General features: G+C 66.8%; 28 protein-coding genes. 9 read left to right on the top strand and 19 right to left on the bottom strand.

From position 1 onward, the window contains the following. Positions 1 to 2 precede the first annotated feature (2 nt). Entirely contained in the window at positions 3 to 776 is a 774-nt protein-coding gene (gloB, locus tag A3M1_RS0102640; protein ID WP_018387400.1) for a hydroxyacylglutathione hydrolase, read from the top strand. 3 nt (positions 777 to 779) lie between these two features. Beyond that, entirely contained in the window at positions 780 to 1,214 is a 435-nt protein-coding gene (locus tag A3M1_RS0102645; protein WP_018387401.1) for a cupin domain-containing protein, read from the top strand. A gap of 13 nt (positions 1,215 to 1,227) precedes the next feature. On the opposite strand, the gene A3M1_RS0102650 is transcribed toward A3M1_RS0102645, so the two are convergent. Continuing rightward, complete coding sequence (locus A3M1_RS0102650; RefSeq protein ID WP_018387402.1) at positions 1,228 to 2,118, bottom strand: DMT family transporter; 891 nt, start codon at positions 2,116 to 2,118, stop codon at positions 1,228 to 1,230. 157 nt (positions 2,119 to 2,275) lie between these two features. Here A3M1_RS0102650 and A3M1_RS0102655 point away from each other — a divergent pair, with 157 nt between their 5' ends. Beyond that, positions 2,276 to 2,533, top strand: coding sequence for a PepSY domain-containing protein (locus A3M1_RS0102655; RefSeq protein ID WP_018387403.1), 258 nt, complete (start codon positions 2,276 to 2,278; stop codon positions 2,531 to 2,533). A 46-nt stretch (positions 2,534 to 2,579) separates the two neighbouring features. Here the strand turns inward: A3M1_RS0102655 and phbB are convergent, their stop codons facing one another. Beyond that, positions 2,580 to 3,305 carry an acetoacetyl-CoA reductase gene (gene phbB / locus A3M1_RS0102660; protein WP_026221105.1) on the bottom strand — a complete coding sequence of 242 codons (726 nt, stop codon included), beginning with the start codon at positions 3,303 to 3,305 and terminating at the stop codon, positions 2,580 to 2,582. A gap of 134 nt (positions 3,306 to 3,439) precedes the next feature. Further along, a complete protein-coding gene (locus tag A3M1_RS0102665) occupies positions 3,440 to 4,618 on the bottom strand; it encodes an acetyl-CoA C-acetyltransferase (protein WP_018387405.1) in 1,179 nt (392 codons plus the stop codon). Between the two features lie 267 nt (positions 4,619 to 4,885). Here A3M1_RS0102665 and phaR point away from each other — a divergent pair, with 267 nt between their 5' ends. Then, on the top strand, positions 4,886 to 5,470 hold the full coding sequence (gene phaR, locus A3M1_RS0102670; protein ID WP_018387406.1) for a polyhydroxyalkanoate synthesis repressor PhaR: 585 nt from the start codon (positions 4,886 to 4,888) through the stop codon (positions 5,468 to 5,470). A gap of 248 nt (positions 5,471 to 5,718) precedes the next feature. On the opposite strand, the gene A3M1_RS0102675 is transcribed toward phaR, so the two are convergent. The 3 genes from A3M1_RS0102675 to A3M1_RS0102685 all read right to left on the bottom strand — a co-directional run bounded on the left by A3M1_RS0102675 (position 5,719) and on the right by A3M1_RS0102685 (position 8,184). Then, positions 5,719 to 6,936 (bottom strand): alpha/beta hydrolase, encoded by a 1,218-nt coding sequence (locus A3M1_RS0102675; protein ID WP_018387407.1) that lies wholly within the window; start codon positions 6,934 to 6,936, stop codon positions 5,719 to 5,721. Between the two features lie 238 nt (positions 6,937 to 7,174). Next, positions 7,175 to 7,360, bottom strand: a complete 186-nt coding sequence (rpmF, locus tag A3M1_RS0102680) for a 50S ribosomal protein L32 (protein ID WP_018387408.1) — start codon at positions 7,358 to 7,360, stop codon at positions 7,175 to 7,177. Positions 7,361 to 7,515: 155 nt separating this feature from the next. Continuing rightward, positions 7,516 to 8,184: a transglycosylase domain-containing protein gene (locus A3M1_RS0102685; RefSeq protein WP_018387409.1), complete on the bottom strand. Its 669-nt coding sequence runs from the start codon at positions 8,182 to 8,184 to the stop codon at positions 7,516 to 7,518. Between the two features lie 145 nt (positions 8,185 to 8,329). Here A3M1_RS0102685 and A3M1_RS0102695 point away from each other — a divergent pair, with 145 nt between their 5' ends. Both A3M1_RS0102695 and A3M1_RS0102700 read left to right on the top strand, forming a co-directional pair. Next, positions 8,330 to 9,268 carry a polyprenyl synthetase family protein gene (locus A3M1_RS0102695; RefSeq protein WP_018387410.1) on the top strand — a complete coding sequence of 313 codons (939 nt, stop codon included), beginning with the start codon at positions 8,330 to 8,332 and terminating at the stop codon, positions 9,266 to 9,268. A 97-nt stretch (positions 9,269 to 9,365) separates the two neighbouring features. Further along, on the top strand, positions 9,366 to 9,641 hold the full coding sequence (locus tag A3M1_RS0102700) for a hypothetical protein (protein WP_018387411.1): 276 nt from the start codon (positions 9,366 to 9,368) through the stop codon (positions 9,639 to 9,641). Between the two features lie 137 nt (positions 9,642 to 9,778). On the opposite strand, the gene leuB is transcribed toward A3M1_RS0102700, so the two are convergent. The 12 genes from leuB to A3M1_RS0102760 all read right to left on the bottom strand — a co-directional run bounded on the left by leuB (position 9,779) and on the right by A3M1_RS0102760 (position 18,440). After that, positions 9,779 to 10,888: a 3-isopropylmalate dehydrogenase gene (gene leuB / locus A3M1_RS0102705; protein ID WP_018387412.1), complete on the bottom strand. Its 1,110-nt coding sequence runs from the start codon at positions 10,886 to 10,888 to the stop codon at positions 9,779 to 9,781. Positions 10,889 to 11,214: 326 nt separating this feature from the next. Continuing rightward, positions 11,215 to 12,786: a GMC family oxidoreductase gene (locus A3M1_RS0102710; protein ID WP_018387413.1), complete on the bottom strand. Its 1,572-nt coding sequence runs from the start codon at positions 12,784 to 12,786 to the stop codon at positions 11,215 to 11,217. Between the two features lie 15 nt (positions 12,787 to 12,801). Then, on the bottom strand, positions 12,802 to 13,338 hold the full coding sequence (locus tag A3M1_RS0102715) for a hypothetical protein (protein ID WP_018387414.1): 537 nt from the start codon (positions 13,336 to 13,338) through the stop codon (positions 12,802 to 12,804). A gap of 68 nt (positions 13,339 to 13,406) precedes the next feature. Beyond that, positions 13,407 to 13,802 carry a VOC family protein gene (locus A3M1_RS0102720; RefSeq protein ID WP_018387415.1) on the bottom strand — a complete coding sequence of 132 codons (396 nt, stop codon included), beginning with the start codon at positions 13,800 to 13,802 and terminating at the stop codon, positions 13,407 to 13,409. A 136-nt stretch (positions 13,803 to 13,938) separates the two neighbouring features. Next, a complete protein-coding gene (locus A3M1_RS0102725; protein ID WP_018387416.1) occupies positions 13,939 to 14,280 on the bottom strand; it encodes a ribbon-helix-helix domain-containing protein in 342 nt (113 codons plus the stop codon). 85 nt (positions 14,281 to 14,365) lie between these two features. Next, the gene (locus A3M1_RS0102730) at positions 14,366 to 14,767 is read right to left on the bottom strand and encodes a RidA family protein (RefSeq protein ID WP_018387417.1); all 402 of its coding nucleotides are present in this window, start codon (positions 14,765 to 14,767) and stop codon (positions 14,366 to 14,368) included. Positions 14,768 to 14,813: 46 nt separating this feature from the next. Then, complete coding sequence (gene leuD, locus A3M1_RS0102735) at positions 14,814 to 15,419, bottom strand: 3-isopropylmalate dehydratase small subunit (RefSeq protein WP_018387418.1); 606 nt, start codon at positions 15,417 to 15,419, stop codon at positions 14,814 to 14,816. Between the two features lie 117 nt (positions 15,420 to 15,536). Next, the gene (locus A3M1_RS0102740; RefSeq protein WP_018963903.1) at positions 15,537 to 16,097 is read right to left on the bottom strand and encodes a cytochrome b; all 561 of its coding nucleotides are present in this window, start codon (positions 16,095 to 16,097) and stop codon (positions 15,537 to 15,539) included. A gap of 65 nt (positions 16,098 to 16,162) precedes the next feature. Next, a complete protein-coding gene (locus A3M1_RS0102745) occupies positions 16,163 to 16,576 on the bottom strand; it encodes a metallopeptidase family protein (RefSeq protein WP_018387420.1) in 414 nt (137 codons plus the stop codon). 4 nt (positions 16,577 to 16,580) lie between these two features. Further along, on the bottom strand, positions 16,581 to 16,715 hold the full coding sequence (locus A3M1_RS27060) for a hypothetical protein (protein ID WP_018387421.1): 135 nt from the start codon (positions 16,713 to 16,715) through the stop codon (positions 16,581 to 16,583). A 22-nt stretch (positions 16,716 to 16,737) separates the two neighbouring features. Further along, entirely contained in the window at positions 16,738 to 18,159 is a 1,422-nt protein-coding gene (gene leuC, locus A3M1_RS0102755; RefSeq protein WP_018387422.1) for a 3-isopropylmalate dehydratase large subunit, read from the bottom strand. A gap of 89 nt (positions 18,160 to 18,248) precedes the next feature. Beyond that, entirely contained in the window at positions 18,249 to 18,440 is a 192-nt protein-coding gene (locus A3M1_RS0102760; RefSeq protein ID WP_018387423.1) for a hypothetical protein, read from the bottom strand. Positions 18,441 to 18,686: 246 nt separating this feature from the next. On the opposite strand from A3M1_RS0102760, the gene A3M1_RS0102765 reads away from it, so the two are divergent. Together A3M1_RS0102765 and A3M1_RS0102770 are read left to right on the top strand one after the other, a co-directional pair. After that, positions 18,687 to 18,929 carry a hypothetical protein gene (locus A3M1_RS0102765; protein ID WP_018387424.1) on the top strand — a complete coding sequence of 81 codons (243 nt, stop codon included), beginning with the start codon at positions 18,687 to 18,689 and terminating at the stop codon, positions 18,927 to 18,929. A 133-nt stretch (positions 18,930 to 19,062) separates the two neighbouring features. Further along, positions 19,063 to 19,818 (top strand): M15 family metallopeptidase, encoded by a 756-nt coding sequence (locus A3M1_RS0102770; RefSeq protein WP_018387425.1) that lies wholly within the window; start codon positions 19,063 to 19,065, stop codon positions 19,816 to 19,818. Between the two features lie 79 nt (positions 19,819 to 19,897). Here the strand turns inward: A3M1_RS0102770 and rplS are convergent, their stop codons facing one another. Continuing rightward, complete coding sequence (gene rplS, locus A3M1_RS0102775) at positions 19,898 to 20,317, bottom strand: 50S ribosomal protein L19 (RefSeq protein WP_018387426.1); 420 nt, start codon at positions 20,315 to 20,317, stop codon at positions 19,898 to 19,900. 180 nt (positions 20,318 to 20,497) lie between these two features. Here rplS and A3M1_RS0102780 point away from each other — a divergent pair, with 180 nt between their 5' ends. Continuing rightward, complete coding sequence (locus A3M1_RS0102780; protein WP_018387427.1) at positions 20,498 to 20,941, top strand: DUF1036 domain-containing protein; 444 nt, start codon at positions 20,498 to 20,500, stop codon at positions 20,939 to 20,941. The last annotated feature ends 9 nt before the right edge of the window (positions 20,942 to 20,950 follow it).

The raw sequence follows: 20,950 nt of genomic DNA on the forward strand, positions 1-20,950 counted from the left end.
TCATGCCCGCCGAACTGCGGCTCATTCCCTGCCTCGCCGACAATTACGCGGTGCTGCTGCGCGATCCCGTCACGGAAGCGACCGCCGTCATCGACGTGCCGGAAGTGGCGCCCGTGCTGGCCGCGCTGGCGCGCGAGGACTGGACGCTCACCCATATCCTCGTCACCCACCACCACACCGACCATATCGCCGGCGTCGAGACGCTGAAGGAGCGCTTCGGCGCCACCGTCATCGGCCCGAAGGCGGAGCGCGAGACCATTCCCGGGCTCGACTTCGCGGTGGTGGATGGCGATCCCGTCGCCGTCGGCGGGCTGGTGGGGCGGGTGATGGAGACGCCCGGCCACACCAAGGGGCACATCGTCTTCCTGTTCGAGGAAGAGCGGCTGCTGTTTTCCGGCGACACGCTGTTCGTCATGGGCTGCGGCCGGCCCTTCGAGTGCGACCCGCCGGTGCTGTGGGAATCGCTCGCCCGCCTGCGCACCCTGCCCGACGACATTTCGGTCTATTGTGGGCACGAATACACCCTTTCCAATGCGCGCTTCGCCCTCAGCCTGGAGCCCGACAATGAAGCGGTCGCCGCCCGGCTGAAGGAGATCGAGGCGCTGCGGGCCGCCGGCAAGCCGACCCTGCCGACCACAATCGGCGCGGAGAAGGCGACCAACCCGTTCATGCGCGCCGACGACCCCGAACTCGCCGCCCGCATCGGCCTGGCCGGTGCCGAGCCGGGCGCCGTCTTCACCGAGCTGCGCAGCCTCAAGAACAGTTTTCGGGGCTGATTCATGCGGCTCGACGGACTTTCCGCCCCGGAGGTGATCGCGCATCTGGCGCTCGCGCCGCATCCGGAGGGCGGGCATTACCGCGAGACGTTCCGCGATCCGCACCCGACGCCGGACGGGCGCGCCGCCTCCACCGCGATCTATTTCCTGCTGACCGCCGGCGAGGTGTCGCACTGGCACCGGGTGAACGCCGTCGAGGCCTGGCACTGGTATGCCGGCGCGGCGCTGGAACTGCGGATGGCGCTGGACGATTCCGGTCCGGTGACGGCGCATATTCTCGGCACGGGTGCCGGCGAGGAACCGCAGCTTATCGTCCCGCGCGCCGGCTGGCAGTCGGCCCGCAGCCTCGGCGACTGGACGCTGGTGGGCTGCACGGTGGCGCCCGGCTTCGACTTCGCCGGCTTCGAGCTGGCCGCGCCCGGCTGGTCGCCGGGCTGACCCGTTCCCGCTCTTACCGCCGCGCCAGCAGCGTCGCCACGGCGGCACCGCCGACGATGAGCGCGCAGGCGAGCCCAAGCGACCAGCTGAGCGCGGCGAAGCCCGCCGCCACCAGCAAGAGGGTCGAGAGTACAGGCGCGGCATAGGATAGGACGCCGAGCAGGCGGATGTCGCCGCGCTTCATGCCGATGTCCCAGGTGTAGAAGGCGATGCCGACCGGCCCGATGCCGAGCGCCACCACGGCCAGCCACTCCCCCGCCCCGGCCGGCCAGATCGACGGCTCGAACGCGACATGGCAGAGCGCCGACAGCACGGCGGTGGCGAGGCAGAAGCCAGCGACAACTTCGGTCGGCACCTTGGCGAAATGCCGCGAGGCGACCGAATAGACCGACCAGATCACCGCGCAGAGCGCGGCGGCGAGATAGCCGGGCACGAATTCCGGCGCGAAGCCGAGGCTGCCGGCCCGCCCGCCCAGCAGCACCACCGTGCCGGCAAGGCCCATCACCGCGCCGGCAATATGGGCCGGGCGCAGCTTTTCCCCCGGCAGGAAGGCCGACATCAGCACGATCAGCAGCGGCCAGAGATAGGCGATGAGGCCCGCCTCTGCCGGCGGCGCCAGCTTCAGCGCCGAGAAATAGAAGAAGTGATAGCCGAACAGCCCGCCCACCCCGTGCAGCCACACCGGCCAGGGCTGGCGCAGCACGGAGAGGCTCACACCCCGCGCCACAGCGGTCGCCAGCCCCACCGCCCCGCCAATAGCGAAGGTCAGCGCCGTCAGCAGGAAGGGCGGCACCGCGCCGGTGGACGAGGTCGCGAGCGCCAGCGTCGACCACAGCAGGATGGCGGTAAAGCCGATCAGCGTGGCCGTGCGGCGCGAGAGGGGGGCAGTCGCTTGGAGAGGCATGGGGGACACGGGGTGGGACACCTGGATGGGCGCCCCTTATCGCCGGCCGGACGGCGCAAGCCAAGAGCGGTTGGGACGACAATCGCGCCGCAGGATGGAACCCGTGCGGCGAGAGCCGATTACCCTAGGGTCAGCTTCAACACCTCAGGAGTTCCGCATGAAGACGCCTTGTCGTTCCCTTCTGCCTGCCCTCGCTCTTGCCACGCTGTTCGCCGCGCCTGTTCTGGCCCAGACCCCGGCCACCGGCATCGACGACGCGCTGCGCATCGCCCGCGACAATGGCATGGCCACCATCACCAAGATCGAGATGGACGACGGCAAATGGGAGGTCGAGGGCCGCAATGCCGCTCAGCAGCGGATCGAGATCGACATCGATCCGGCGAGCGGAAAAATCCTCAAGACCGAAACCGACTGATCTTTTCCGGGAAAGCGCCGCCGCCCTAACGGCGGCGGCGATGGCCTCAGGTGAGGTACTGGCCGCCATTGGCAGCGAGTGTCGAGCCGGTGATGAAGCCGGCGGCGTCATCGGCGAGGAACACCACGCAGCGCGCGATTTCCTCGGCCTCGCCCAGCCGGCCGACCGGAATCTGCGGAATGATGCTCTTCTCCAGCACCTCCTTCGGCACCGCCAGCACCATTTCGGTGGCGATGTAGCCCGGGCAGATGGCGTTGACGGTGACATTCTTCTTGGCGACTTCCTGCGCCAGCGCCTTGGTGAAGCCGATCTCGCCGGCCTTGGCGGCGGAATAATTGGTCTGGCCCATCTGGCCCTTCTGGCCATTGATCGACGAGATGTTGACGATGCGGCCGTAATTGCGCTCGCGCATACCCTCGATCACGTTGCGGCACATGTTGAACACCGAGGTCAGGTTGGTGTTGATCACCGCGTGCCAGTTCTCAGGCGTCATCTTGTGCAGCATGCCGTCGCGGGTGATGCCGGCATTGTTAACAAGCACATCGACCGGACCGAGTTTCGCCGTCACGTCGGCGATGCCCGCCTGGCACGCCGCGAAGTCGGACACGTCCCATTTGAAGGTGGGGATGCCGGTTTCCTCGGTGAATTTGGCGGCCGCCGCGTCATTGCCGGCATAATTGGCGGCGACGGAATAGCCGGCCGCCTTCAAGGCTTTGCAGATGGCCGCGCCGATGCCGCGCGTACCCCCGGTGACCAATGCAACACGCGCCATGTATCCCCCCTCTGGCGTCCCTTCCCCAGGGAACTCTCGACGGTTTGTACGTCGATTCTTGATGACGGCAAGGTCGTCAGCCCGCCTTGCCGCCGCGATGGGTCACAGTTCCTGCCGGCTGTGCCGGAAGCGCGTCAGTCGCGCTCCAGGCACATGGCGATGCCCATGCCGCCGCCGATGCACAGCGTGGCCAGCGCCTTCTTGGCGTCGCGCTTCTCCATCTCGTAGAGCAGCGTGGTGAGGATGCGGGCGCCCGAGGCGCCAATCGGGTGGCCGATGGCGATGGCGCCGCCGTTCACATTCACCTTGCTCGTGTCCCAGCCGAGATCCTTGTTCACCGCGCAGGCCTGCGCCGCGAAGGCCTCGTTGGCTTCGATCAGGTCGAGATCGGCCGCCGTCCAGCCGGCCTTTTCCAGCGCGCGGCGCGAGGCGGGGATGGGGCCGGAGCCCATGATCGCCGGATCGACGCCCGCCTGCGCCCAGGAGACGATGCGCGCCAGCTGCTTCTTGCCGGTGCTCGCGGCCCGGGAGGCGGACATCAGCACCAGGGCGGCGGCGCCGTCATTGATGCCGGAGGCGTTGCCCGCCGTCACCGTGCCGTCCTTGGAAAAGGCCGGGCGCAGACGGGTCATGGATTCGAGGGTGGCGCCGTGGCGGGGATACTCGTCGTCGCTGACGATGACATCGCCCTTGCGCGAGGAAATGGTCACCGGGACGATCTCGTCCTTGAAGCGCCCGGCCTTCTGCGCCGCTTCCGCCTTGTTCTGCGAGGCGACGGCGAATTCGTCCTGCTGGTCGCGGGTGATCTGCCACTGGCGGGCGACGTTCTCGGCTGTCGTGCCCATGTGGTAGCCGTTGAAGGCGTCCCACAGCCCGTCCTTGATCATCGTATCGACGAGTTCGAGATTGCCCATCTTGGTGCCGTTGCGCAGATGCGCCACATGCGGCGCCTGGCTCATCGATTCCTGGCCGCCGGCCACCACGACGTCGCTGTCGCCGTTGAGAATCGCCTGAAAGCCGAGCGCGACGGCGCGCAGGCCGGAACCGCAGAGCTGGTTCACGCCCCAGGCCGGGCTTTCCACCGGGATGCCGGCCGCCACCGAGGCCTGGCGCGCCGGGTTCTGGCCGGCACCGGCGGTGAGGATCTGCCCCATGATGGTCTCGCTCACCTCGCCCGGCGCGACGCCGGCACGCTCCAGCGCGGCCGCGATCGCGATCTTGCCCAGCTCATGGGCCGGGAGCGAGGAAAGCGCGCCGTTGAACGCGCCGACAGCCGTGCGTGCGGCGCCGACGATGACGATGCCGTCTTTCATGAATGACGTCCTCCGGTACGATCCCGTTTTGCAGCGCGGCCTATGGCCAGCGCCTCACCTTCTTGAACAGGTGTGACAGCATCGTGGTAGCCACCTGTGATCCATGTCAATGGCACGCGGATTTTCTTGACGTCACGTCAGCGCGGGACGCACCCAGCCCCGCATCACGCCCCGCGGGCGGCCGTAAGCCGCCACAATTCCTGTAGCCGGGCGCTGGGAAACGTCCTAGAGTTTTCAATGGGAAACGATCAAGGCGACTGGATCACAATGGCAAAATCCAACGAACCCGTCACCATCAAGAAATACGCGAACCGCCGCCTCTACAATACCGGCACGAGCACCTATGTGACGCTCGAAGACCTCGCGCAGATGGTCAAGAACGGCGAAGACTTCGTCGTCTACGATGCGAAGTCATCCGACGACATTACCCACTCCGTGCTGACCCAGATCATCTTCGAGCAGGAAGGCAAGGGCCAGAATCTCCTGCCGATCAACTTCCTTCGCCAGATCATCCGTTTCTACGGCGACAGCATGCAGATGCTGGTTCCGCGCTATCTCGACATGACGATCGAGAATTTCAGCAAGGAACAGAACAGCCTGCGCGAGAACTTCACCAAGACGCTGGGCATTGGCGGCATTGGTGGCTTCGGCATATTGGACGAACATGTGCGCCGGAACATGGAAATGTTCGACCGCACCTTCAAGATGTTCCTTCCCGGCGCCCGCGCCGAGGACGCCGCCCCCGCGCCGGCCGCCAGCCCGCAGCCGGACGATTTCGACGAGCTGCGCCGGCAGGTCGCCGACATGCAGAAGCGGCTCGACAAGCTGGGCGATGGCGGCACGAAAGAGTGAGCGCTGAGAACGGCTGAGCGCCAAGAACGGGTGAGCGCCAAGAACGGGTGAGCGCCAAGAACGGGTGAGCGCCGAGGTCGTGTGAGCGTAACCCCGGCAGGGCGCCGCCGCGCGGCCTGACCGGCCTCAGGACGCTATTGCCTCGCCTCCCCGCCGCGCGCGACGTGGAAGTCCGGGCACGCCCTCGGCGCGGGCGGGAGCTTCGGCGCCGTGCCTGCCCCGCCGCCCTCACGCTGTAGGCGCGAGCGTCAGCGCCGCGACACCGCCCCCGCGGCGACAATGGCGGCGGAGGTATCGACCACGGGATCGCTCTCGTCCGGCTCGCCGGCGCTCGACTGCGTGGCGCCGGGAAGCCCTACCGCCAGCTGCGCGGCCCGCATTTTGTCGATGCCCGAGAACTGGATGCCCGCGACCTCGACCGAAGAGGCGCCACTTGCCTTCGCGGCGCGCGCCAGCATGCCCCGCAGCTGCGGGGCCATTTCCGCCAGCTGGGCGAATTTGGCGTGGTTGAAGCCGTCGGTCGACTTCACATTGGACATGTCGATAACGACGGCGCCCAGCTCGACGAGTTCCGTGTCGTGGGTGTAGGCGCCGAGGCGCGGCTTGTCGCCGGCGATGAAATCGGAAAAGGCCAGCGCCTTGTCGTCGCGCGAGACGATGACGATGAACGGCTTCGGCAGCTTGCCGAAACGCTTCAGCTGGCTCTTGAACACGTCGACATCGATATCGGGCGCGGCGAGCACGATATTGCCGAGCTTGGTCAATGGCAGCGCGTTGCCGGAAATCTTGATCTGCCGCAGCGCCTCCACCGTCACCCAATTGCCCATCGAATGCGCGACGATGCTGACCTGGTCGGCACCGCTGGCGAAGACGAGGCGGATGGTCTCCTCCAGCCGGTCGCGGGCGGCGGTGGCGCTGTTATTGTCATAGACATAATCGGCGATGCCGCCGCGCGAGGCCCAGGTGAAGAGAACAGGCACGCCGGGCGCCTTGGAATCTTCCGCCATCTGGGTGAGGCGGTAGAGCGCTTCCGAGAACAGCGTGTTGTAGCCATGGACGAAGATCACCGCCTGCCGCTTGCCGGCGGGATACTTGGCCAGCTCGCTCTTAAGGTCGGCGGAGAATTCCTTCGGCGTCTCGCGATACACCGCCTCGCGCACCACCATGTCGGTGGCGGGATTGGGCGGCGATTTCGTCGGCGCCTCCACCATGCCCGGCTTGTGGGTCGGGGGGACGCTGATCTCGACCTTGGCGAAGCTCAGTTCCGGCGTCCGCTCGCCGCTGTAGAACACGCCGGGGCGCGGGTCGCGGGCGCGCGACGAGGCGACCAGGATCGTGTGCGTGCTCACGCTGACCGTATCGACATCGATGACCGAGAGAGCGTCGTCGCCCGGCCGGGACGCGCAGCCGGCCAGCACAGGAGCCGCCAGGGCCGCCACGAACAGCCAGGCAAAGCGCCGGCGCATTCCACGGCTCGCATCACGCAACACGGCAGGCTCCCAGGTTCACGGGCGGACGGTATCATCGTTCCGGCGGAGCGGTAAATGCGCCGGAAAGGCACGGCGCCGGCCTCGCTCGCCATGGCTTCTGGATCGTTAGCAGCCAGGCATTAACACTTCAGCCATGCGCCACGCTGCCCAACGCAGAAAAGCCGGCCCCAAGGGCCGGCTTCAGCAACGCGGGAAGACGGCCCGGCTGAGGCGATCAGGCCTCGGCCTTGACCTTCAGCACCTGACGGCCCTTGTACATGCCGGTCTTCAGGTCGAGGTGGTGCGGACGGCGCAGCTCGCCCGAATCCTTGTCCTCGATATAGGTCGGCTTGGCGAGGGCGTCGGCGGAACGGCGCATGCCGCGACGCGACGGGCTGGTTTTCTTCTTCGGAACTGCCATCGTCTTCTCCTGGTCCCGGCCTGGCTCACGCCCAGTCGGAAGGGCCGGCGCCGGATGGTGCGTAATTCGAGTGGCGGCTTATACAGACTCATGCGCGCGAGCGAAAGAGGCAGACGCAAATCTGTCGCAGACTTCCCGTGCCCTCCCCTCGCCCCTCAGAGGCAGGAGGTCAGCTCGGCCCCCTCGCGCGGAATTCGCGCCTGCAGATTGCCGGCGAGGCGGACCAGCCCGCGTCCGGGCTTGCCGGCATCGCGCCGGTGCGGGTTTGGCAGCATGACCGCGAGCAGCGCCGCCTGCCGCGCCGTGAGGTCGCCGGCCGAGCGGCCGAAGGCCCGCTGCGCCCCCGCCTCGACGCCGAACTGCCCGTCCGGCCCCCATTCGGCGATGTTGAGATAGATCTCCAGCTGCCGCTGCTTCGACATCACCAGGTTGAGATAGAGCGCCAGCGGCAGTTCCAGCCCCTTGCGGATGACGCTGCGGCCGTTCCACAGGAACAGGTTCTTGGCCAGCTGCATGGTGATGGTGGACGCCCCGCGCGGCGCGTTGAGCCCGTCCGATTCGTCGATCACCCCCTGCAGCTCCACCATGTCGACGCCCGAATGGCTGCAGAAGCGCGCATCCTCCGAGGCCAGCACGGAGCGGACGAGAGCGGGCGATATGTCGTCGAAGGGCAGCCAGACGCGCGTCACCGGCTGGCCTGTGACCCAGCGGCCCAGCATCAGCGTCGAGGGCGCCGGCACCACATTATATAGAAGGCCGAGCACGAGCGGGGTCGCGACGACCACGAGCGCGATCTTCCAGGCCCAACTCCACAGAACACCCATGCTCACTCCCCGGCGCGATCACTCTAGCCGTCCCGCTCGCGCCGGTCGACCAAGGGCTGCGGATGCGGGTCCGCGCCGCGCTTGACCGCGCCGCCCGCCTCGGGCACGCAACGCACTACCCTTGTTGAGCGATCCCTCGGACCCGATGACCGCCACCGACAGCCGCCCGCCCCTCGCGCTCGCGCTCTCCCGCACGGCCGATGCCGTCGCGACCTATATCGACGACGCGATCACCCGAAGCGGCGCGCCGGGGGAGCGGCTGGCAAGCGCGATGCGTCATGCCACGCTGGCCGGGGGCAAAAGGCTGCGGCCGTTCCTGGTGGTCGAATCGGCGGCGCTGTTCGGCATCTCCGCCGCCCGAGCGATGCCGGCCGCGGCGGCGCTGGAGTGCATTCACTGCTACTCGCTGGTGCATGACGACCTGCCGGCCATGGACAATGACGACCTGCGGCGCGGCCGGCCGACCGTGCACCGCGCCTATGACGAGGCCACCGCGATTCTCGCCGGGGACGCCCTGCTGACCCTCGCCTTCGAGATCCTCGCCGGCGAGGAAGCCGATGAGGACCCGGCGGCGCGCCTTGCCCTGGTCGCCAGCCTGGCGCGGGCGGCCGGGGTGGCGGGCATGATCGGCGGGCAGATGCTGGACCTCGCCGCCGAGGGCCGATTCGCGCAAGGGCCGCTGCACCGGGTGCCGCTCGACCTGCCGGCGCCGGCGATCATCGAGCTTCAGGCGATGAAGACCGGCGCCCTGCTGCGCCAGGCCTGCGAGGCTGGCGCCCTGCTGGGGCGGGCCGGCCCGGCGGAACGGGCGAGCCTCGACCGCTATGCCCGCGCCGTCGGCCGCGCCTTCCAGATCGCCGACGACCTGCTCGATGTCGAGGGCGAGGCGAGCCTGGTCGGCAAGGCGGTGGGCAAGGATGCCGCCGCCGGCAAGGCGACGCTGGTCGGCACGCTCGGCATTGAGGGCGCCCGCGCCGAGCTCGCCCGGCTGACCGGCGAGGCCGAAGCGGCGCTGGCCGGCTTCGGCAGCGCGGCCACACTTCTCGTAGAAGCGGCATATTTCGTCGCCGATCGGCGCAATTAGGACTTTCATCATCTCGACGGAACGATAAGTTCCGGGCAATGTTGTTTGTGACGGGAATGTCCGCGCCGCGCGACGTGACCGTTTCCTGGAGGTTGAGATGCGTGTCGCCCTGTTCGCCCTTGCCGCCCTGGTCGCCGGCACCGCCGTCATCGCCACGGCGCCTGCCGACGCGCAGGAATCCAACCGCATCATCATCCGCAAGCTGCCGCCCCGCTCCTATCTCGATCCCGGCCCGGTGGTGAAGCCCGGCACCTCGCGCGACCTCAACTATGTCTATGTCGCCCAGCCGCTCTACCCGCAATATGGCGATGACAGCGGCATCACAGGTATTCGCTGGCCGCTGCCGAGCCGTTTCGACCTGCCGGGCTACTGATTCGCCGCCTGCGGCCTCTGCCTGACGACGCAAAGCCCGGCCCGTGCCGGGCTTTTCAGTTCATGCGTTCAGCCTCGCGACAGCAAAAAGCCCGGCCGAAGCCGGGCTTTTCGTGTTCTGAAGGCCAAAAGGACGGCTCAGGCCGCCTTGTCCAGCTCGGCGAGGATGGCGTCGCCCATGCCTGACGTGCCGACGCGGGTATTGCCCTCGGAATAGATGTCAGCGGTGCGGAAGCCACCGGCCAGCACTCCGGCGATCGCCGCCTCGATGCGATCGGCCGCGTCCAGCTCGCCGAAGGAATAGCGCAGCGCCATGGCCAGCGAGCCGATCATCGCGATCGGGTTGGCCACGCCCTTGCCGGCGATGTCAGGCGCGGCGCCATGCACGGGCTCATAGAGCGCGCGGCGGCGGCCGGAGACTTCTTCGGTGCCGCCCAGCGAGGCGGAGGGCAGCATGCCGAGCGAGCCGGTGAGCATCGCCGCCACATCGGAGAGGATGTCGCCGAACAGATTGTCGGTGACGATGACGTCGAACTGCTTGGGCGCGCGCACCAGCTGCATGCCGCACGAATCGGCCAGCTGGTGCTCCAGCTCGACATCCTCGTAATTGGCGCCATGCACCTCGCTCACCACCTGCTTCCACAGCAGGCCGGTCTTCATCACATTGTGCTTCTCGGTGGAGACCACCTTGTTGCGACGGGTGCGGGCGAGTTCGAAGGCGACGCGGGCGATGCGCTCGATCTCGTAGGATTCATAGACCTGTGTGTCGACCGCCCGCTTCTGGCCGTCGCTGAGATCGGTGATGGTCTTAGGCTCGCCGAAATAGACGCCGCCGGTCAGCTCGCGCACGATCAGCACGTCGAGGCCCTCGACCAGCTCGCGCTTGAGGCTGGAAGCATCGGCGAGCGCGGGGTAGCACACGGCCGGGCGCAGATTGGCGAAGAGCTGCAGGTCCTTGCGCAGGCGCAGCAGGCCGGCTTCCGGGCGCGCCTCATAAGGCACATGCGTCCATTTCGTGCCGCCCACGGCGCCGAGCAGGATGGCATCGGCGGCGAACGCCTTGGCCATCGCTTCCTCGGAGATCGGCTGGCCGCAGGAATCATAGGCCGCGCCGCCGACAAGGTCTTCCTCGATGGCGAAGGAGGCAAGGCCGCGCCGGTCGAGCCAGTCGATGACCCGTTTCACCTCGGCCATCACCTCGATGCCGATGCCGTCGCCGGGGAGAAGGAGAAGCTTGTGGGTCGCCATCAGGTCCCTCGCTTGCGCCGTTGAGGAAGCGTCAAAACCGGGCGAACTGCCCGGCGAGCGAGTGCTAAAGCCAGATGATTGCGGTGGCAAGACGTGCGGGGCGCCGCAAAAGAAAACCGCCGGCGCGGACCGGCGGGGGAAGGCGGGGAGGATCGGAGGCGCAACCCCGACCTGACGCATGGCGCAGCCGGCCGCGCTTCGTCGTCGCCGCCGACGAAAGGCTGTCATGGCCGGGCCTGCCCCGGCCACGAGGCCCTCGCTTGTCGCCCGAAGCCAACGAGGTCCCCGGGACACGCCCGGGGACGAGGGAAAAGCCGCGCGGCCGGTCAGATCGTCTTGCGCGTCATCTCCCCGGCGATGAAGTCGGCCTGCCGCAGCGCCAGCGCCACGATGGTCAGCGTCGGATTTTCGGCGCCGCCGGTGGTGAACTGGCTGCCATCGGCGATGAACAGGTTCGGGATGTCGTGGCTCTGCCCGTGCTTGTTCACCACGCCGTCGCGCGCCTTGGCGCTCATCCGGTTGGTGCCGAGATTATGCGTGGAAGGGTAAGGCGGCGTCGGCAGGGTGCGGGTGGCGCCGACCGAATCATAGATCGCCGCGCCCTGGGCATAGGCATGGTTGCGCATGGCGACGTCGTTCGGGTGATCGTCGAAATGCACATTGGCCACCGGCAGCCCGTACTGGTCCTTCACGTCGGTGTTGAGCGTGACGCGGTTGGTCTCCTGCGGCATGTCCTCGCCGACGATCCACAGCCCGGCCATGTTGACATAGCCATCCATGGCGGAGGCGAAGGAGCGGCCCCACCCGCCGGGATCGAGGAAGGCGGCCATGAACGGCACGCCGATGGAGAGCGTCTCCATCTCGTAGCCGCCGGCAAAGCCGCGCTTGGTGTCGTTCACCGCCTCGTCGCGGACGATGCCGGCCATGGTGGTGCCGCGATACATGTGCACCGGCTTCTCGAAGATGGCGTAGACCGAGCCGGTCATGTGGCGCATGTAGTTGCGCCCCACCTGCCCCGAGGAATTGGCAAGCCCGTCCGGGAACATGTTGCTGGCGGAGTTGAGCAAGAGGCGCGGGCTCTCGATGGAATTGCCGGCCACCGCGACGATGCGCGCCTTCTGGCGCTGGGTCTTGCCGTCCTTGTCGACATAGACGACGGCCGTCACCTTGCCGGAGGCATCGTGCTCGATCTTCTGCACCATGCTCTGCGGGCGCACCTCCAGATTGCCGGTGGCCTCGCCGCGCGGGATCTCGGCGATCAGCGTCGACCATTTCGCGCCCGACTTGCAGCCCTGGAAGCAGAAGCCGATCTGCTGGCAGGAACCGCGGTCGGCGCGCGGCTCGCTGTTGATCGCCATCCGCCCGGTGGAGACCTCCTTGTAGCCGACCTTCTTCGCGCCGGCCTCGAACACCTTGAAGTTGTTGTTGCCGGGCAGGCCGGGAATCCCATTGGTGCGGGTCACGCCCATGCGATCCTCCGCCTTGGCGTACCAGGGCTCCAGCTCGGCAAGGGTGATCGGCCAGTCGAGCAGATTGGCGCCGTCGAGGTCGCCATAGGTGGTGCGGGTCTTGAATTCGTGCTCCTGCAAGCGCAGCGAGGCGCCGGCCCAATGCACGGAAGAACCACCCACCGCCTTGACGATCCAGGCCGGGAGATTGGGGAAGTTCTTGTGCACCCGCCACGAGCCGGAAGTGGTGCGCATGTCGGTCCAGGCGAGCTGGGAGAAGCTCTCCCACTCATTATTGACGAAGTCTTCCATGTTGTGGCGCTGGCCGGCCTCAAGGATCACCACCTTGATGCCCTTGAGCGCCAGCTCGGTGCCGAGCGTGCCGCCGCCGGCGCCGGAGCCGACGACAACGACAACGGAATCATCATTCAGATCGAAGGGTGCGGACATGATGCGAGCCTCCCCTCACAGCCAGGCGATATCGTTGAAGCCGCGGTCGATGTAACCGCCCTTGTCGGCCGAGGCGCCCTCATAGCCGAAGATCGGCCACACCTCCTCCTGGTTGTAGAGGCCGACCACCAGGCCGCCCCGCACCTTCTGGAAGAACGCGCTGTCCTCGATCTCGCGCAGCACCGCCACGCGCTGGTCCTCCCAGCCGACATCGGCATAGGCGACGCCGTATTTGGCCTTGGACAGCGTGTCGAGGGTGATGACGCCGTCCTCGACAAGCGCCTTCACCGCCGGGTCCTTGGCGGCATCCGCCTCATAGGGCTTCATCGCGATGGCGTAGTAGCGGTCGGGAATGCGGTCATGCGGGTAGACGTCGCGCGCCATGACGATGAGCGTGCGCATGGTCTCCGGCTTGAGCGCGGTGACTTCCAGGCCCCAGGCCTCGCGCGGGTTGAGTACCGCCGCGCCGCTCACCATCAGCGCACCGGCCGCGCCGATGCCGGCAAGCACGGCGCGGCGTGACGGACCGCGCCTGTCGATCAGTGTAGCCATTGTTACCTCCCAGGTATTTTTATGTATTATTGATTCTTCCGCGCCGCTTGGCGTGTCGACGCGGTCGTTCAGCGGTAGCGTCCGTGCTTCTGCAGCACCTCGATCTTGTAACCGTCGGGGTCGGTGACGAAGAAGAACTTGGCCAGCAGCGCGCCCTCGTGGAAGAACTCCTTGATCGGGTTGGGATTGAGGCCTTCCTGCGTGAAACGCGCATGTTCTGCGGCCAGATCATCCACCACGAAGGCGATGTGGCCATAGCCGTCGCCCAGCGCATAGGGCTCGGCGCGGTCGTGGTTGATGGTCAGCTCGACCTCGAAATCGGCTTCCGCGTTGCGCAGATAGACCAGCGTGAAGCCGTCAAACGGCAGCCGCTGCGCCACCTCCAGCCCGAAGGCGCGCGCGTAGAAATCAACCGAGCGCGCCTCGTCGAGCACGCGGATCATCGAATGAATGGCCTTCGCCACCTGTCCCTCCGGCCTTGAACTCACCACGGCGCATGTGTCGCCTGAAGGGGATGCTAGGCCTGCGCCGGGGCGGCAGGTGGTAGACCGCTAGCACATCACCACGATGTGCATTGCGCGGGCGACGGCGGAGCCGCTCTCACTCCGCCGCTTCGAGGTGAATGCGCGTGCTCTCGCACAGATAGCGCCCGCGCGCCGCCACCGGGGCGACGCCGGCGGGGCGCAGCTCGGCGAGGAAGATCAGGCAGGAGCAGCGCAGCAGCGAGGCGAAATTGCGCACCTCGCCATGCAGCTCCAGCACCTCGTCATGCAGCTTGGTGACGAACTTGCCGACGCTCATGCCCTGATGGGCGGCGACCTCTTCCAGCACGGTCCAGAAGGCGGCCTCCAGCCGGATCGAGGTGGAATGGCCACCGATCCGCACCGAGCGCGTCTGGCTCTCATAGGTCTCGGGCGCTTGGCCCGCGAAGATGTGGCACATGGGGCGTCTCCCGGATGTTCTCGTTTTGAACGATTCCATCCCGAGACGGCGGCGCTGTAAAGCGAAAACGCTCCGGCCCCGGTGCTCAGCCCTGCCGACGCGCGGTCACTTCGATCTCGATCTTCATCTGCGGTTGCAAAAGGCCGGCGACGATGAGCGTGGCGGCGGGCCGCGCCTTGGCGAAGTACTGGCCGAAGATCGGGAAGACGATGTCGGCATAGTCGGCCTGGGTCACGATGTAGCGCACGCGCACCACGTCATCGAGGCTGGCGCCCGCCTGCGCCAGCGCCGCCGCGATGTTGGCGAAGCAGCCATGGGTCTGCGCCACCAGGTCCTCGGGCAACACCATGGCGGCGTAGTCATAGCCGGTCGTGCCCGAGACGAAGATATCGGGGCCATCGATCACGGCACGGGAATAGCCGGCCACCGCCTCGAAGGCGGAGCCGGACGAGATGCGACGGCGCTCGGTCGTGCAACGCTCGGTCATGGAAACCTCCGCTCGAGCGGCGCCGCGCGTGGCGGCGCCGGCACGCTCACGCCCAGGGGCGTTCCTCGGCGAGCATGGTCTCGAAGCTGGCGATCTTGTCGGCCTTCACCTGGGTGAGGCCGATATCGTCGAGCCCGTTCAGCAGGCAGTGCTTGCGGAACGCATCGACCTCGAAGGAGATCGAGCCGCCATCCGGCCCGGTGATGGTCTGGCTTTCGAGATCGACGGTGATCTTGGCATTGGCGCCGCGCGCCGCGTCGTCGAACAGCGCCGCCAGCTGTTCCGGCGTCACCCGGATCGGCAGGATGCCGTTCTTGAAGCAGTTATTATAGAAGATGTCGGCGAACGAGGTGGAGATCACGCAGCGAATGCCGAAATCGAGCAGCGCCCAGGGCGCGTGCTCGCGCGAGGAGCCGCAGCCGAAATTGTCGCCGGCGATCAGGATCTGCGCGCCCTTATAGGCCGGCTTGTTGAGCACGAAATCGGGATTGTCCGACCCGTCCTCCTTATACCGCAGCTCCGAGAACAGCCCGGTGCCGAGCCCGGTGCGCTTGATCGTCTTCAGATACTGCTTCGGGATGATCATGTCGGTGTCGACATTGACCAGATGCAGCGGCGCCGCGACGCCGGTCAGGGTGTTGAACTTGTCCATTCCGATACTCCCGAGCCGTACCGCCAAAGCGGTGACGGCTCCTTAGCAAATTACGGCGGCAGAACCTAGCGCCCGCCCACGACCCAGATTGATGGCGGGTTCAAAAACCGCAACGCCTCAGCGGTGCGGCAACATCCGGCGCAGCACATCGTCCTTGAAGACGAAATGATGCACTAAAGCGGCGGCAGCATGCAGCAGGGCAAGAATGACCAGCGCGTTGGCGAGCAATTCGTGCACCTCCACCACATCACGGGCGGCCGTCCGGTCCACAGCGACCGGCGATGGCAGCGTGAACAGGCTGAAGAACGTCACCTCATTGCCGCGCAGGAAGGCGAGATAGATGCCGACCAGAGGCGTCGCCACCAGCAACACATAAAGCAGCACATGAACCGCCACAGAAGCCAGATGCATCGGGCGGGAAAGCGCCACCGACGGGGGCGGCAACGGCCCGGCGAGACGAAACAATAGCCGCACTGCCACGAAGCCGAGAACCGTGAGCCCCACCGAGATGTGGAACCACCAGACCAGCGCCCGCTCGGGAGTGTCCCTCGCGAACAGGTCTTCGAGATACGTCACCCCGTAAACCAGGATGATGGCGACCACAGTCAGCCAGTGGAGCGCGCGAAGAGGCGGGCTGTAACGGTGGATCGGGGCCATTTCCGGCGAAACCTGCGTCATGACCACCACCTCTTTTCTAGAATTATTCTAGCCGAAGCTGCGCCACGAGCCATGCGGTTAGCTACCTACCCCGCCTCCTCCTCGATCCGCTCCATGTCCTCATCCGAGAGGCCGAAATGGTGGCCGATCTCGTGCACGAGCACATGGGTGACGATGTCGCCCAGCGTTTCCTCATTCTCTGCCCAATAGTCGAGGATCGGGCGGCGGTAGAGGAAGATCATGTTGGGCAGCACGCCGGTCGCCAGCTCGTAGCCCTGCGCCAGGCCGATGCCCTGGAACAGGCCGAGCAGGTCGAACGGGCTTTCCGCCTCCATCTCCTTCAGCACCTCGTCGGTCGGGAAATCCTCGACCCTTATGACGAGATTGCCACACAAAGCGCGGAATTCGTCCGGCAGGCGGGCATAGGCCTCCTCGGCCATCGCCTCCATTTCGCTGAGGCTGGGCGCGCCGCGCTTCAGCCAGTCGCCGCTCTCGCTCATCGGCTCACCTCAGATAGGTCGCGAACAGATAGACGACGAGGCCGAGCGCCACCACGACGGCGAGCCCGCGCCCGAGGCGACGGCCCCACACTTCCATGGGGTCGTCGGGCGGCGGTTCCCAGAACGGATCGCCCCTCATCGCGCTGCCCCCGGGCCGAGGCTCAACCCGCCCGCGGCCAGGTGCGGACGTCGACGAAATGGCCGGCGATCGCCGCCGCCGCCGCCATGGCGGGGGAGACGAGATGGGTGCGGCCCTTGAAGCCCTGCCGGCCCTCGAAATTGCGGTTCGAGGTGGAGGCGCAGCGCTCCTCCGGGCCGAGCTTGTCGGCGTTCATCGCCAGGCACATGGAGCAGCCCGGCTCGCGCCAGTCGAAGCCCGCCGCCTTGAAGATGGCGTCCAGCCCCTCGGCCTCGGCCTGCAGCTTCACCAGCCCCGAGCCCGGAACGATCATGCCGGAGACGCCCTCCCGCACCTTGTGGCCACGCACGATGGAAGCGGCGGCGCGCAGGTCCTCGATGCGGGCATTGGTGCAGGAACCGATGAACACCTTGTCGACCGGGATATCGATGATCTTGGTGCCGGCGACGAGGCCCATATAGGCCAGCGCCCGCTTCTTCGCGTCGCGCTTGTCCGGGTCGTCGATCAGATCAGGATCGGGCACCAGCCCCTCGACCGAGATCACGTCCTCCGGGCTGGTACCCCAGGAGACGATGGGCGGCAGCGAGGCGCCGTCGAGCCGGAGTTCCTTGTCGAAGAACGCGCCTTCATCGGTGCGCAGCGTGTCCCAATAGCGCAGCGCCGCGTCCCAGGCGGCGCCCTTGGGCGCGCGCGGGCGGTCCTTCACATAGGCATAGGTGGTTTCGTCGGGGGCGACCATGCCGGCGCGCGCCCCGCCCTCGATCGACATGTTGCAGACCGTCATGCGGCCTTCCATCGACAGGGCGCGAAACACCTCGCCGGCATATTCGATGACATAGCCGGTGCCGCCGGCGGTGCCGGTGGCGCCGATGATGGCGAGCGTCACATCCTTGGCGGTCACGCCGTCGGGCAGCTTGCCATCGACGCTGACCCGCATGTTCTTGCTCTTCTTCTGGATCAGCGTCTGGGTGGCGAGCACATGCTCCACCTCCGAGGTGCCGATGCCATGGGCGAGCGCGCCGAAGGCGCCGTGGGTCGAGGTGTGGCTGTCGCCGCAGACGATGGTGGTGCCCGGCAGGGTGAAGCCCTGCTCCGGGCCGATGACGTGGACGATGCCCTGACGCTTGTCGAGCTCGTTGAAATATTCGACGCCGAACTCGCGGGCGTTCTCGGCCAGCGTCTCCACCTGGATGCGGCTCTCGGGATCGTCAATGCCAAAGCGGCGGTCGGTGGTCGGCACGTTGTGGTCGACCACGGCGAGCGTCTTCGACGGCGCATGCACCCGGCGCCCGGCCACGCGCAGGCCCTCGAAGGCCTGCGGGCTGGTCACTTCATGCACCAGATGCCGGTCGATATAGAGGAGGCAGGTGCCATCCTCCTGGCGGTCGATGATGTGGTCGTCGAAAATCTTGTCGTACAGGGTACGGGGAGCGGGCGTGCTCATCTTGGCGTCTCTTGGGAAGAGGAAAACAAGGGCGGGGCAGCAGCGCGGCCGGGAGCGTCGAGCCCGAGGGCTTCGGCTCCGGGAAGCGCTCAGCTAAGCCCGGCGACCGCGCAGGCGGTGAAGCGTCCGAAAAAGCGCGCCGGCAGGCGGACATGATCCGGCACGGCGGCGAAGCCGATGGTGGTCGGCAGGCGGCGGCGGGCCTCCGGCCGCGCGGCACCGGGCGCCGGCGAAACCGCCGCGCCGCAGGAAACCGTCATCGGGGTGCCAAGCGCCATCATGGAACCCTTCTAGCAAGTCTGGGCGCGGCAAACAATCGCCGCCATCCCCCGGCCCGCCCCGTGCCGCCGCACGACTGCGTGACGGGCAAACAGCGGAACACACACGTGGAATAATGTATTACATAGTAAAATCAGCCTGAAACCGACCGATAAATCGAAACATATGTGCCTCTCTACGCTTTTTTACCTTTGATATGGCGCGGCTTCATCCGCCGGGCTAAGCTCTTGCGGCGAAGGGAGTCTACGATGCGCCTGTCCGACATCGCCTTGATCGCCGCAACCTTTGTCACCTTCGCCGCTGTCGAGGCGGGAAATCGCACGGATGTGAAGCCGCAGGAGGTCGCGAAGGCGGAGCGCCGGCAGCTCATCACCTGCCCCCTGCGCAAGCCGGACTTCGCCACCGTGATGCAGGCCGCCATGCTGGGCGACGGCACCATCCTCGTCGAGCAGCAGACCAATACCCGCGTGCTGCACATCAAGGACTGCTGACGCGCTCCCGATCGAAGCGCCCCAAGTCTGGACCTCCAACGCCGGCGCGGCCCGGGGCAAGGGCCGCCGCTCTGGACAGGCCGGCGGGCCGCATGGCACATCGCCGCGCATTGTCCCGATCAAGGTTCACGCAATGCTCAGGACTGTCCTGCTGACGCTTGCCCTCGCGGCGGCGCCGGTCGCCGCCCGCAGCGCCGATCTCCCCGACGGCTTCGTCCGGCTGCGCGATGTCGCTCCCGCCATCCAGCACGATATGCGCTATGCCGGCCCGCACAATTTCGTCGGCCGCCCCATCGCCGCCTATGCCGCGCCCGAGTGCATCCTGACCCGTCCCGCCGCCGAGGCGCTGGCGGCGGCGGCGCGGGAACTCGCCGCGCAGGGTCTCGGCTTGAAGGTGTATGACTGCTACCGCCCGGCGCGGGCGGTCGCCGATTTCGTCGCCTGGGCTAGGGACCTCGGCGACGCGGCGATGAAGCCAGAATTCTATCCCCGCGTGCCCAAGAGTGAGTTGTTCACGCGCGGCTACATTGCCGAGAAGTCCGGCCACAGCCGGGGCAGCACGGTCGATCTCGCTATTATTCGGCTCGGCCAGAAGCCGGCGATACCCTTGGCGCCCGGTGAGCCGCTCGCCGACTGCGCCCTGCCCGTGGGCGCGCGCTTCGACGACGCCACGCTCGATTTCGGCACCGGATATGATTGTTTCGACGAGCGGGCCCATCACGGCGCCGCCGGCATTCCGGCGCAGGCCACCGCGAACCGGGAGACGCTGAAGACGCTGATGCAGCGCCACGGATTCAAACCCTATGCCGAGGAATGGTGGCACTACACGCTGGCGGACGAGCCGTTTCCCGACACGTATTTCGACTTCCCGGTGACGGCCGGCCCCTGAGCCCCGCGGGCAAAAGAAAAGGGCGGCCGAAGCCGCCCTGAACATCGTCTGACAGTCCCGGCCGGAGCCGGAGCTGGAATCACTCGGCAGCGGCGACCGGGGTCGTAGCCGGGCCCTTCTTGCGGCTGCCGGCGTTCTTGTCCTGGCGCTCGGCGATACGGGCCGACTTGCCGCGACGATCGCGCAGGTAATAGAGCTTGGCGCGGCGCACCTTGCCGCGACGGACAACCTTCAGGCTGTCAATGTTCGGCGAATAGAGCGGGAACACGCGCTCGACGCCTTCGCCATAGGAGATCTTGCGAACGGTGAAGCTCTCATTGATGCCGCCGCCATTGCGGGCGATCACGACGCCCTCATAGGCCTGCACGCGGGTGCGCTCGCCTTCCTTCACCTTCACATTGACGATGACGGTATCGCCCGGCTGGAAGTCGGGGATGGCGCGCAGCTCGGCGAGCTTGGCGGCCTGCTCGATGTCGAGCTCGCGAATAATATCGACCATGTTATCACCTCAGGCAGGATCGGTCAGGGCATGTCAGAACCCGGCCGCCCGCATCTTGCTGTTGTCAGTTGGTAGTGACGGGGCGCCTATACGCGACCTCAGACGGTTTGTCATGCAATTTTCGTTGCATTCCGTACTTGGGTAGGGTGCACTGCGCCCCTCTTCGAGCGGGAGCATCAAATGCGTCGTTTTCACATCCTGTCGGCCCTGAGCGTCGCGGGATTGTTGTGCCTTGTGTCCGAGGGCAAAGCCGATTTCAAGATCTGCAACAGGGCGGAAGAAACCGTGAACCTGTCGATCGGCTATGACAGCACCGATTATGGCTGGACCTCGGAAGGGTGGTGGAAGCTGGCGCCGGACGACTGCACGGTGATGATCCGCGGCCGACTGGCCAACCGCTACTATTACATCTACGCGGCCGGCGAAGAGGGCGGCACCTGGTCAGGCTCCAGCAAACAGCAAGGCGGTCATTTCTGCATCGCGGCTGAGAAATACACGCTGCACAATCGCGACCATCAGACCGGCGACACGCTCGATTGCGAAGAAGCCGGCTTCACCGGCGTGAAGTTCGACGAGGTCGACACCAAGAGCAATCAGAACTTCACCTATGAGCTGACCGAGTAAGCGCGCGCA

The sequence above is a fragment of the Ancylobacter sp. FA202 genome (assembly GCF_000380205.1).
Taxonomy (GTDB): domain Bacteria; phylum Pseudomonadota; class Alphaproteobacteria; order Rhizobiales; family Xanthobacteraceae; genus Ancylobacter.

Bases quoted from the DNA above. Each gene is read 5' to 3' on its own strand.
- A3M1_RS0102740 (WP_018963903.1), bottom strand. From the start codon at position 16,097: ATGACGCAGGTTTCGCCGGAAATGGCCCCGATCCACCGTTACAGCCCG.
- A3M1_RS0102685 (WP_018387409.1), bottom strand. From the start codon at position 8,184: ATGGGTGTTCTGTGGAGTTGGGCCTGGAAGATCGCGCTCGTGGTCGTC.
- leuC (WP_018387422.1), bottom strand. From the start codon at position 18,159: ATGAGCACGCCCGCTCCCCGTACCCTGTACGACAAGATTTTCGACGAC.
- A3M1_RS0102695 (WP_018387410.1), top strand. From the start codon at position 8,330: ATGACCGCCACCGACAGCCGCCCGCCCCTCGCGCTCGCGCTCTCCCGC.
- A3M1_RS0102745 (WP_018387420.1), bottom strand. From the start codon at position 16,576: ATGAGCGAGAGCGGCGACTGGCTGAAGCGCGGCGCGCCCAGCCTCAGC.
- A3M1_RS0102655 (WP_018387403.1), top strand. From the start codon at position 2,276: ATGAAGACGCCTTGTCGTTCCCTTCTGCCTGCCCTCGCTCTTGCCACG.
- leuD (WP_018387418.1), bottom strand. From the start codon at position 15,419: ATGGACAAGTTCAACACCCTGACCGGCGTCGCGGCGCCGCTGCATCTG.
- phaR (WP_018387406.1), top strand. From the start codon at position 4,886: ATGGCAAAATCCAACGAACCCGTCACCATCAAGAAATACGCGAACCGC.
- A3M1_RS0102650 (WP_018387402.1), bottom strand. From the start codon at position 2,118: ATGCCTCTCCAAGCGACTGCCCCCCTCTCGCGCCGCACGGCCACGCTG.
- A3M1_RS27060 (WP_018387421.1), bottom strand. From the start codon at position 16,715: ATGAGGGGCGATCCGTTCTGGGAACCGCCGCCCGACGACCCCATGGAA.
- A3M1_RS0102715 (WP_018387414.1), bottom strand. From the start codon at position 13,338: ATGGCTACACTGATCGACAGGCGCGGTCCGTCACGCCGCGCCGTGCTT.
- leuB (WP_018387412.1), bottom strand. From the start codon at position 10,888: ATGGCGACCCACAAGCTTCTCCTTCTCCCCGGCGACGGCATCGGCATC.
- gloB (WP_018387400.1), top strand. From the start codon at position 3: ATGCCCGCCGAACTGCGGCTCATTCCCTGCCTCGCCGACAATTACGCG.
- A3M1_RS0102675 (WP_018387407.1), bottom strand. From the start codon at position 6,936: ATGCGCCGGCGCTTTGCCTGGCTGTTCGTGGCGGCCCTGGCGGCTCCT.
- A3M1_RS0102645 (WP_018387401.1), top strand. From the start codon at position 780: ATGCGGCTCGACGGACTTTCCGCCCCGGAGGTGATCGCGCATCTGGCG.
- A3M1_RS0102770 (WP_018387425.1), top strand. From the start codon at position 19,063: ATGCTCAGGACTGTCCTGCTGACGCTTGCCCTCGCGGCGGCGCCGGTC.
- A3M1_RS0102780 (WP_018387427.1), top strand. From the start codon at position 20,498: ATGCGTCGTTTTCACATCCTGTCGGCCCTGAGCGTCGCGGGATTGTTG.
- A3M1_RS0102760 (WP_018387423.1), bottom strand. From the start codon at position 18,440: ATGATGGCGCTTGGCACCCCGATGACGGTTTCCTGCGGCGCGGCGGTT.
- A3M1_RS0102730 (WP_018387417.1), bottom strand. From the start codon at position 14,767: ATGACCGAGCGTTGCACGACCGAGCGCCGTCGCATCTCGTCCGGCTCC.
- A3M1_RS0102725 (WP_018387416.1), bottom strand. From the start codon at position 14,280: ATGTGCCACATCTTCGCGGGCCAAGCGCCCGAGACCTATGAGAGCCAG.
- rpmF (WP_018387408.1), bottom strand. From the start codon at position 7,360: ATGGCAGTTCCGAAGAAGAAAACCAGCCCGTCGCGTCGCGGCATGCGC.
- A3M1_RS0102710 (WP_018387413.1), bottom strand. From the start codon at position 12,786: ATGTCCGCACCCTTCGATCTGAATGATGATTCCGTTGTCGTTGTCGTC.
- rplS (WP_018387426.1), bottom strand. From the start codon at position 20,317: ATGGTCGATATTATTCGCGAGCTCGACATCGAGCAGGCCGCCAAGCTC.
- phbB (WP_026221105.1), bottom strand. From the start codon at position 3,305: ATGGCGCGTGTTGCATTGGTCACCGGGGGTACGCGCGGCATCGGCGCG.
- A3M1_RS0102665 (WP_018387405.1), bottom strand. From the start codon at position 4,618: ATGAAAGACGGCATCGTCATCGTCGGCGCCGCACGCACGGCTGTCGGC.
- A3M1_RS0102765 (WP_018387424.1), top strand. From the start codon at position 18,687: ATGCGCCTGTCCGACATCGCCTTGATCGCCGCAACCTTTGTCACCTTC.
- A3M1_RS0102700 (WP_018387411.1), top strand. From the start codon at position 9,366: ATGCGTGTCGCCCTGTTCGCCCTTGCCGCCCTGGTCGCCGGCACCGCC.